Raw genomic sequence first — 6,041 nt, forward strand, 5'->3', positions numbered from 1 at the left:
ACAGCGCACAACCGACGCCCGCTGCCGTGGCCATCACGCAGGCCCACAGCGCCATCCACAACGTGAGCGCCGCCCCGGCCAGCGGACCATTCGGATACGGTCCGATCAGCAGGTAACGCAGGTGCAGGAGCACGGCTTCCGTCGTCACGCGGGGGCTCCGTCCGGTAGCGTCGATGTCGATGTCCAGCCAAGCCGCCGCAGCACGCGGGGCGCCACCCATTGCAGCAACAGAATCACTCCGGCATACAGCACGGTTGCCACGGCAAAGGCCTGGAAGGCGAGCAGCGTGTCGGTTTCCACCTGCCGGGCGCTATACGCAAGCTCTGCCAGCCCGATACCCATGGCGAGCGAGGTGTTCTTGATGGTGTTGGCACATTGCCCCAGCAACGGCAGCGCCGACACGCGCAGCGCCTGCGGCAGCACCACACGCAGGAAGGCGGCACGCGGCGTGAAACCCAGCGATAGCGCGGCCTCTCGCTGCCCGCGCGGCACGGCCCGAATGCCAGCGCGCAGCTCTTCCGAGAAGAACGCACCGGCATACAGCGCGATGCCGAACGCGGCCGCCAGAAATTCGAACGACGGCGCAGGCAACCGCCAGGCACCCACGGCGATGCCGCCCCAGCCGATGATGGCCCCGACCACGTCTTCGCCAAGCAATTGCGCCGCGCCGAAATACCAGAAGAACAATTGCACCAGCAACGGCGTCTTGCGCAGAAAGGCCACCAGCGCGCGGGCCGGCAAGTGCAGCCACGGCTGAGCACTCGCGCGCAGCGCCGTCAAGAGCAGGCCAATGGCTAGCCCGCCCGCGATGGCAGCCGCTGACACCAGCAGCGTCATCCTAAAGCCCTCCAGCATCCAGCCGAGATAACGCGGCGGCAGGGGCTGGAAGACGGCCGGCAGGCTCAAGCTCACTTGGTGCTGCCGATGATGAAGTCGCGCGGCAGCGGGGCGGCGCTCTTCGGGCCGAACCAGCGGTCATAGATGCGGCCGGCGGTGCCGTCCTTCTCAAGCCCTTGCAGGATCTGGTCGATGGTGGCCGTCAGCTTCGTTTCACCCTTCGGCACACCGATGCCCATGTACTCGCGCGTCAGCACGAAAGGCGAGATCTCCAGCTCACTGCGGTTGGGCAGCGTGGCAAGCAGCGCGCCGAGCTTGGCACCATCCTGTGCAAATGCCTGGATGGCACCGGTGCGCAGTGCGGTGAGCGCCAGCGGGGAATCGTCATAGGCGATCACGCGGGCCTTGGGATAGCCGTCGCGCAGCGTGGTTTCCTGCGTGGTGCCCTTGTCGACACCGAGGCGGATACCGTCCCTCTTCAAATCGTCCGGCTGCTTGAGCACCCCCTTCCTGGCGATGAACTGCAGGCCGCTGGCAAAGTACGGCGTGCTGAATTCAATCTGCTTCTTGCGCTCGTCGGTAATGGTGAAGTTGGCGGCCACGATATCGACCTTGCCCGAGGTGAGCAGCGGCACGCGGTTGGCCGGGTTGGTGGCGCGCAGTTCCAGCTTGACGCCCAGCTTGTTGGCGATTTCCTGCGCGTAGTCCACGTCCAACCCAACGGGCTGACCGGTCTTGGCATCGGCGTAACCGAAGGGCGGATTGGCATCGAACACGCCCACCCGCAGCACACCCGCCTTCTTGATGTCGTCCAGCTTGTCGGCGTGGGCTTGCGGCGCGTGCAGCACCGCCACCGCGAGCGCCGCCCCGATGACCACCCCCACTGCCTGGCGCGACAATTTCCTCAGCGCTTGCGTCAGACCTTGCAACGAAAATGCGCCCGAAACGCTTGCCTGCATGACAACCCCCTGATGAATTTTTAGGGGCCAAGCGTAGGGCGTTTGTTGCGCCGCGCAAACGAATTCGTTGGCAGATCGATATGCGTCCGCCCGCGCGCACTGGTCCAGCCATGCGCCGCAAAGCCGCGCGGGCCTTCAGTTTTTACATTTCATGCCGATAGAAATGGCAGGTGATCGAAGGCGCACCACGCTGTCATTCACCCAACAACAGTGCGCGATACACTGCAAGAACAACGAACGAACGGGGAATACACGTGGAGCAATCGGCTGGCGTCGTCATTCGCCGGCATCGCCATGCGCGCTGGGCCTGCCGATCATGCTGATCGCTGCACTGGCTAGCGCTGCACTCGTTTCGATCGCGCTGATCGGTCTATCGTGGCCGCGCCGCGATGACGCGGAAGTCTCCGCCTTCATGCTGCTGGCGCTCGGCACCGCGCTATGGAGCGGCGCGCGTCTTATGGAAGTCGTCACCTTCGACATGCCCGTGCGCGTGGGTTGGGCCAAGGTCGCCTATCTCGGAATCATGATGGTGCCCGCGGCATGGCTGCGCATGGTCGTTGGCCTCATACGGCCCGAATTCAACGCATTGCCGGTGGTGCGCGCAGGCTGGGTGCTGGCGCTGCTGGTGGCCGCCGGCTTCATCGGTCTGGTCGCCACCAATGAACTGCACCACCTGGTATGGCTCGATTGGCGCTTCGTCGTCATTGATGGGATAAAGCGCGCGGTGTTCGATCACGGGCGCATGTTCTGGGTGGGCACCGCCTACAACTACGTGCTGCTGGCCATCAGCCTTGTGTTGCTGGTGCTGCCCATCGACGAAGCCGCCTCCGGGCTCTACGTGTCGTCGCGCACGCAGGTGCGGCTGGTGCTCGTCATCGGGTAACTGCTGCCGCTGGTCGCGCATCTGGCATATCTGCAGCACTGGACGACGGCGCTGGGCGGCGATCTCACACCCGCCACGTTTGCCGTCAGCACCGCAATGCTCGGGTGGGTCGTGCTGCGGCCGCGCTTGCGCGACACCGCCGGCTATGCGCGAGGCAAGATCATCGAAGCCATGCGAGACGGCTGCATCGTGCTGGCCCGCGATGGCTCCATCGCCAGCATCAACGCCGCCGCGCGCTATCTGTTGCCGAGCGCCCAGGTGCATGCCATGCCGCCCCCCGTGCTGAACGTGGCCGGCATCCTGCGCGAGTTCGAACGTACGCGCCTGCCCAACCGCCACCAGGTCTGGCTGCCCGACACGGGCCGCACGCTGGAAGTCACGCTCGAAGGCTTGCGCGACGCGCGCGGACGCCACGCGGGTGTTTTCCTGCTGTTGCGCGACGTGACGGTCGAGCAGTTGCAGCGTGCCGGCATGGCCAGCGCCCAGGATGCACTGCGCGGCGAGTTGCAGCGCACGCGGGCCTTGCTCAGCGTGCTCGAGAACGACGTCAACCGCGACGCACTCACGCAGCTGTTCAATCGCCGCTTTTTTGAGACGCAGGCCCCGCGATTGTTCGACCACGCCCGCCGCGACAATCGCCCAGTCACGCTGGCGCTGTTCGACATCGACTGCTTCAAGCAATACAACGACACCTACGGCCACCTTCGTGGCGACGATTGCCTGCGCATGGTGGCCGACACGCTGGGCATGGCGTGCCGGCACCCAGATGACTTCATCGCGCGTGTGGGCGGCGAAGAATTCGTCGCCATGCTGTTCGACCTGAACCGCGATGACGCCCGCCAGGTCGTGGCCCGCGCCGTGGCCATGGTGGCCGAACGGGCGGAACCGCACGCGGCGTCTGTCGTCGCGCCGTACGTCACGCTATCAGCCGGCGCCGTCACGCTCACGCCCGCCGACGAACACCTGGACGAGCTGTTCGAATGGGCCGATGCAGCGCTCTACGATGCCAAGCGCAGCGGGCGCAATACGTTCCGCTTTCACCAGAGTCCGCCAGGGCTGCGGAGTGTGGCGACCGCGGAGTAGGCCGCCCGTTCGTAGGGCTACGTCATTGGCCTGTTACGCAACGGCAAGTGCATCGGAAGAATGGACACATGCGCGGGACCACCGCACATGCGCGGCTGCCGCCAGCAGCCAAATCCATTCTTGGAGTATGCGATGCCGACAGGCCAATCCATTGCCACAGTCGTCGACCACTATCTGCGCAATGCCGAGCTGCCCGAAGCCATTTCCGCGCAGCAGACGTTTCAGCACGCCTTCGATGTCTATCTGAAGGATTCCAACGCCTACGCAAACACGTATTTCGCCCGGTATTTCGAGTGGCAGGGCGTGGTGCGCGAGCGCTGGTTCCACGAATGCATTGACGCAGATCTGCTCATGAGCGGACGCGTGATCTTCGTGACCAAGCTGGCGCATCAGGAATTCGTTGAAGAGACATTCCCGTTTCAGCGCGTGGAATGCCACCTGAACACCTTCCGGGTGCAGCCGTGCTCGTTCTACATGGTGTTCCGGTTCGTTTCAGGCGGGCGGCTGGTGTCGCTGGGGTATCAGCAGGTGGTGTGCGCCAACGCCGAGCGCGTCATCCAGCGGTTGCCGGAGCACGTGCGCATGCGTGTGAAGGCGTACGAGCTGGACACGCTGCCGGAGCTGGCACACGCGTCCTGATGTTCTAAAGGTGTAAACGTCAGATAGCAGGCGGTTGGGGAAACCGCATGGAGAACAGCGTGTATTCCCCAACCACGGATTCACATTGGATGCGCCCCCCGAATGCCTGCATGACGCGGCGGCAGAACGTCAGCCCCACGCCCGAGCCCTTGCCGACATGCTTGGTGGAGAAGAACGGGTCAAAGATACGACGCTGCACGCTGGGCGGAATGCCGGTGGCGCTGTCGCGCACCACGAGCACGTAGCTGTCGCCATCCTGGCGGGCGGAGATTTCGATGTGCCCCTTGCGCGCGATCTGGATGGCATGCAGCGCATTCTTCAGCAGGTTGAACAGCACATACACGAGCAGCGTGTCGGAGCCAACGAACCGCCAGTCGGCGTTGAACGGCTGCACGTGCACGCGTTCGCGCTCCCCGGCCTGGAACGGATACTGCGCCACGGCCGTCTCTACGCATTCGCGCAGCGAGTGGGCCGCAAAGGTGCGCCGGTCGAGGCGCTCCAGCGTGACGGAGGCCAATGCCATTTCGATCACGCTGTGCGCGGACGCGACTTCCGACGTGATGGCACCCGCCAGCTTGGACAGGCGATCGAGCATGGCCGGATGCTGCGGCGGCTGGCACAGGCCGTTGTCGATGGCGAGTTGATAGCCGCGGTAAACGTCGGGCCAGGCGCGGGCGATTTCGGCTGCCTGCAAGCGGATGGTGGTCAGCGGCGTACGTACTTCATGCGCAACGGTGGCGGCCAGTGCATACGGGCGCATCAGGTCGAACTTGACCACGCCCACGGCGATGATGCCCAGCGCAACGGCCAGCGGCAGCACACCCGGCGGGTAGAACGCAATGCCGTAGTTGACCGCGTAGTCGGCCGCCGCCAACGAAATCAACCCGACGCCGAACAGGCACGTCAGCAACCGTTTGCGCTTTTCGGCGGTGGCATGTCGCTGCTCGCGGTAGAGCACCCACATGCCGCGCGTGACGAGCACAACTGTCTGGGCGATGTGCACGGCTTCCAGCACGCCGGCCCTCGGATAGAAACCGAAGTGGAACTGATGCACACCATCGATGACGAGGTTGGTGGTCAGCAACAACGCGATCAGCGCGGCATCCAGCGCATACGCGGCCAGGAGCGAGGGCCGCTCGCTCGGCGCTTCGGCCACCTCCACGGCAAAGTGATACAGCATGGTCGGCATGACGAGGATGGCAATCCAGCCGAGCTTGGCGAGCACCTGGGCGGTGCCAATGTCATGGGTCTGGAAGAGAAACGCCCAGATGCCTTGCCACAGGCACGTGAGTGTCGTCATGCCGAGAAACGCCAGACTGGCACGCGTACGGCCGCGCGTGGTCACGACGTAGACGCCGTAGAACAGGAAGAGCGACGAGACGAAGGCGGGGAACAGGGCGTACATGGAAATCGGAAGTCGGCGCAGTGTCGGCGCGCCAAATGCCGACCGGGATCGACGGTAACCCGGAAGGCTACCGGCAACCCCGTGTTCGTACACGCGTTCCGATATCACATTTTTTTCATTCTGGATTAAGCGAAACCCTGAAAACGGCGCCGTATCGCGGCACCCCTCGAATGGGTGTGACAAAAAGGATGAGAAGGGTGAAGGCGCCAAAGCCGCTCATGTGACTCAGGTGGCC

The 6,041-nt window shown here is 64.4% G+C and carries 6 protein-coding genes and 1 pseudogene; 3 read left to right on the plus strand and 4 right to left on the minus strand.

From position 1 onward, the window contains the following. From BEK68_RS26325 to BEK68_RS23745, 3 genes and pseudogenes are all read right to left on the minus strand, one after another. Window positions 1–148, minus strand: a pseudogene (locus tag BEK68_RS26325) (amino acid ABC transporter permease); the annotation flags it as partial. Continuing rightward, a complete protein-coding gene (locus BEK68_RS23740) occupies window positions 145–855 on the minus strand; it encodes an amino acid ABC transporter permease (protein ID WP_080515845.1) in 711 nt (236 codons plus the stop codon). The pseudogene BEK68_RS26325 and the gene BEK68_RS23740, both read right to left, overlap by 4 nt. A 53-nt stretch (window positions 856–908) precedes the next feature. After that, window positions 909–1,796, minus strand: coding sequence for an ABC transporter substrate-binding protein (locus BEK68_RS23745; protein WP_012430062.1), 888 nt, complete (start codon window positions 1,794–1,796; stop codon window positions 909–911). Between the two features lie 316 nt (window positions 1,797–2,112). Here BEK68_RS23745 and BEK68_RS26330 point away from each other — a divergent pair, with 316 nt between their 5' ends. The 3 genes from BEK68_RS26330 (at window position 2,113) to BEK68_RS23755 (ending at window position 4,401) form a co-directional block, all read left to right on the plus strand. Continuing rightward, window positions 2,113–2,679 carry a histidine kinase N-terminal 7TM domain-containing protein gene (locus BEK68_RS26330; RefSeq protein ID WP_249262961.1) on the plus strand — a complete coding sequence of 189 codons (567 nt, stop codon included), beginning with the start codon at window positions 2,113–2,115 and terminating at the stop codon, window positions 2,677–2,679. A gap of 96 nt (window positions 2,680–2,775) precedes the next feature. Further along, window positions 2,776–3,762 (plus strand): GGDEF domain-containing protein, encoded by a 987-nt coding sequence (locus tag BEK68_RS26335; RefSeq protein WP_249262962.1) that lies wholly within the window; start codon window positions 2,776–2,778, stop codon window positions 3,760–3,762. A gap of 132 nt (window positions 3,763–3,894) precedes the next feature. Beyond that, a complete protein-coding gene (locus tag BEK68_RS23755) occupies window positions 3,895–4,401 on the plus strand; it encodes an acyl-CoA thioesterase (RefSeq protein ID WP_012430063.1) in 507 nt (168 codons plus the stop codon). Between the two features lie 19 nt (window positions 4,402–4,420). On the opposite strand, the gene BEK68_RS23760 is transcribed toward BEK68_RS23755, so the two are convergent. After that, the gene (locus BEK68_RS23760; RefSeq protein WP_012430064.1) at window positions 4,421–5,806 is read right to left on the minus strand and encodes a sensor histidine kinase; all 1,386 of its coding nucleotides are present in this window, start codon (window positions 5,804–5,806) and stop codon (window positions 4,421–4,423) included. Window positions 5,807–6,041: the final 235 nt, after the last annotated feature.

The organism is Ralstonia pickettii (assembly GCF_001699815.1).
Lineage (GTDB): Bacteria > Pseudomonadota > Gammaproteobacteria > Burkholderiales > Burkholderiaceae > Ralstonia > Ralstonia thomasii.

Bases quoted from the DNA above. Each gene is read 5' to 3' on its own strand.
- BEK68_RS23740 (WP_080515845.1), bottom strand. From the start codon at position 855: ATGCTGGAGGGCTTTAGGATGACGCTGCTGGTGTCAGCGGCTGCCATC.
- BEK68_RS23745 (WP_012430062.1), bottom strand. From the start codon at position 1,796: ATGCAGGCAAGCGTTTCGGGCGCATTTTCGTTGCAAGGTCTGACGCAA.
- BEK68_RS26330 (WP_249262961.1), top strand. From the start codon at position 2,113: ATGCTGATCGCTGCACTGGCTAGCGCTGCACTCGTTTCGATCGCGCTG.
- BEK68_RS26335 (WP_249262962.1), top strand. From the start codon at position 2,776: ATGCTCGGGTGGGTCGTGCTGCGGCCGCGCTTGCGCGACACCGCCGGC.
- BEK68_RS23755 (WP_012430063.1), top strand. From the start codon at position 3,895: ATGCCGACAGGCCAATCCATTGCCACAGTCGTCGACCACTATCTGCGC.
- BEK68_RS23760 (WP_012430064.1), bottom strand. From the start codon at position 5,806: ATGTACGCCCTGTTCCCCGCCTTCGTCTCGTCGCTCTTCCTGTTCTAC.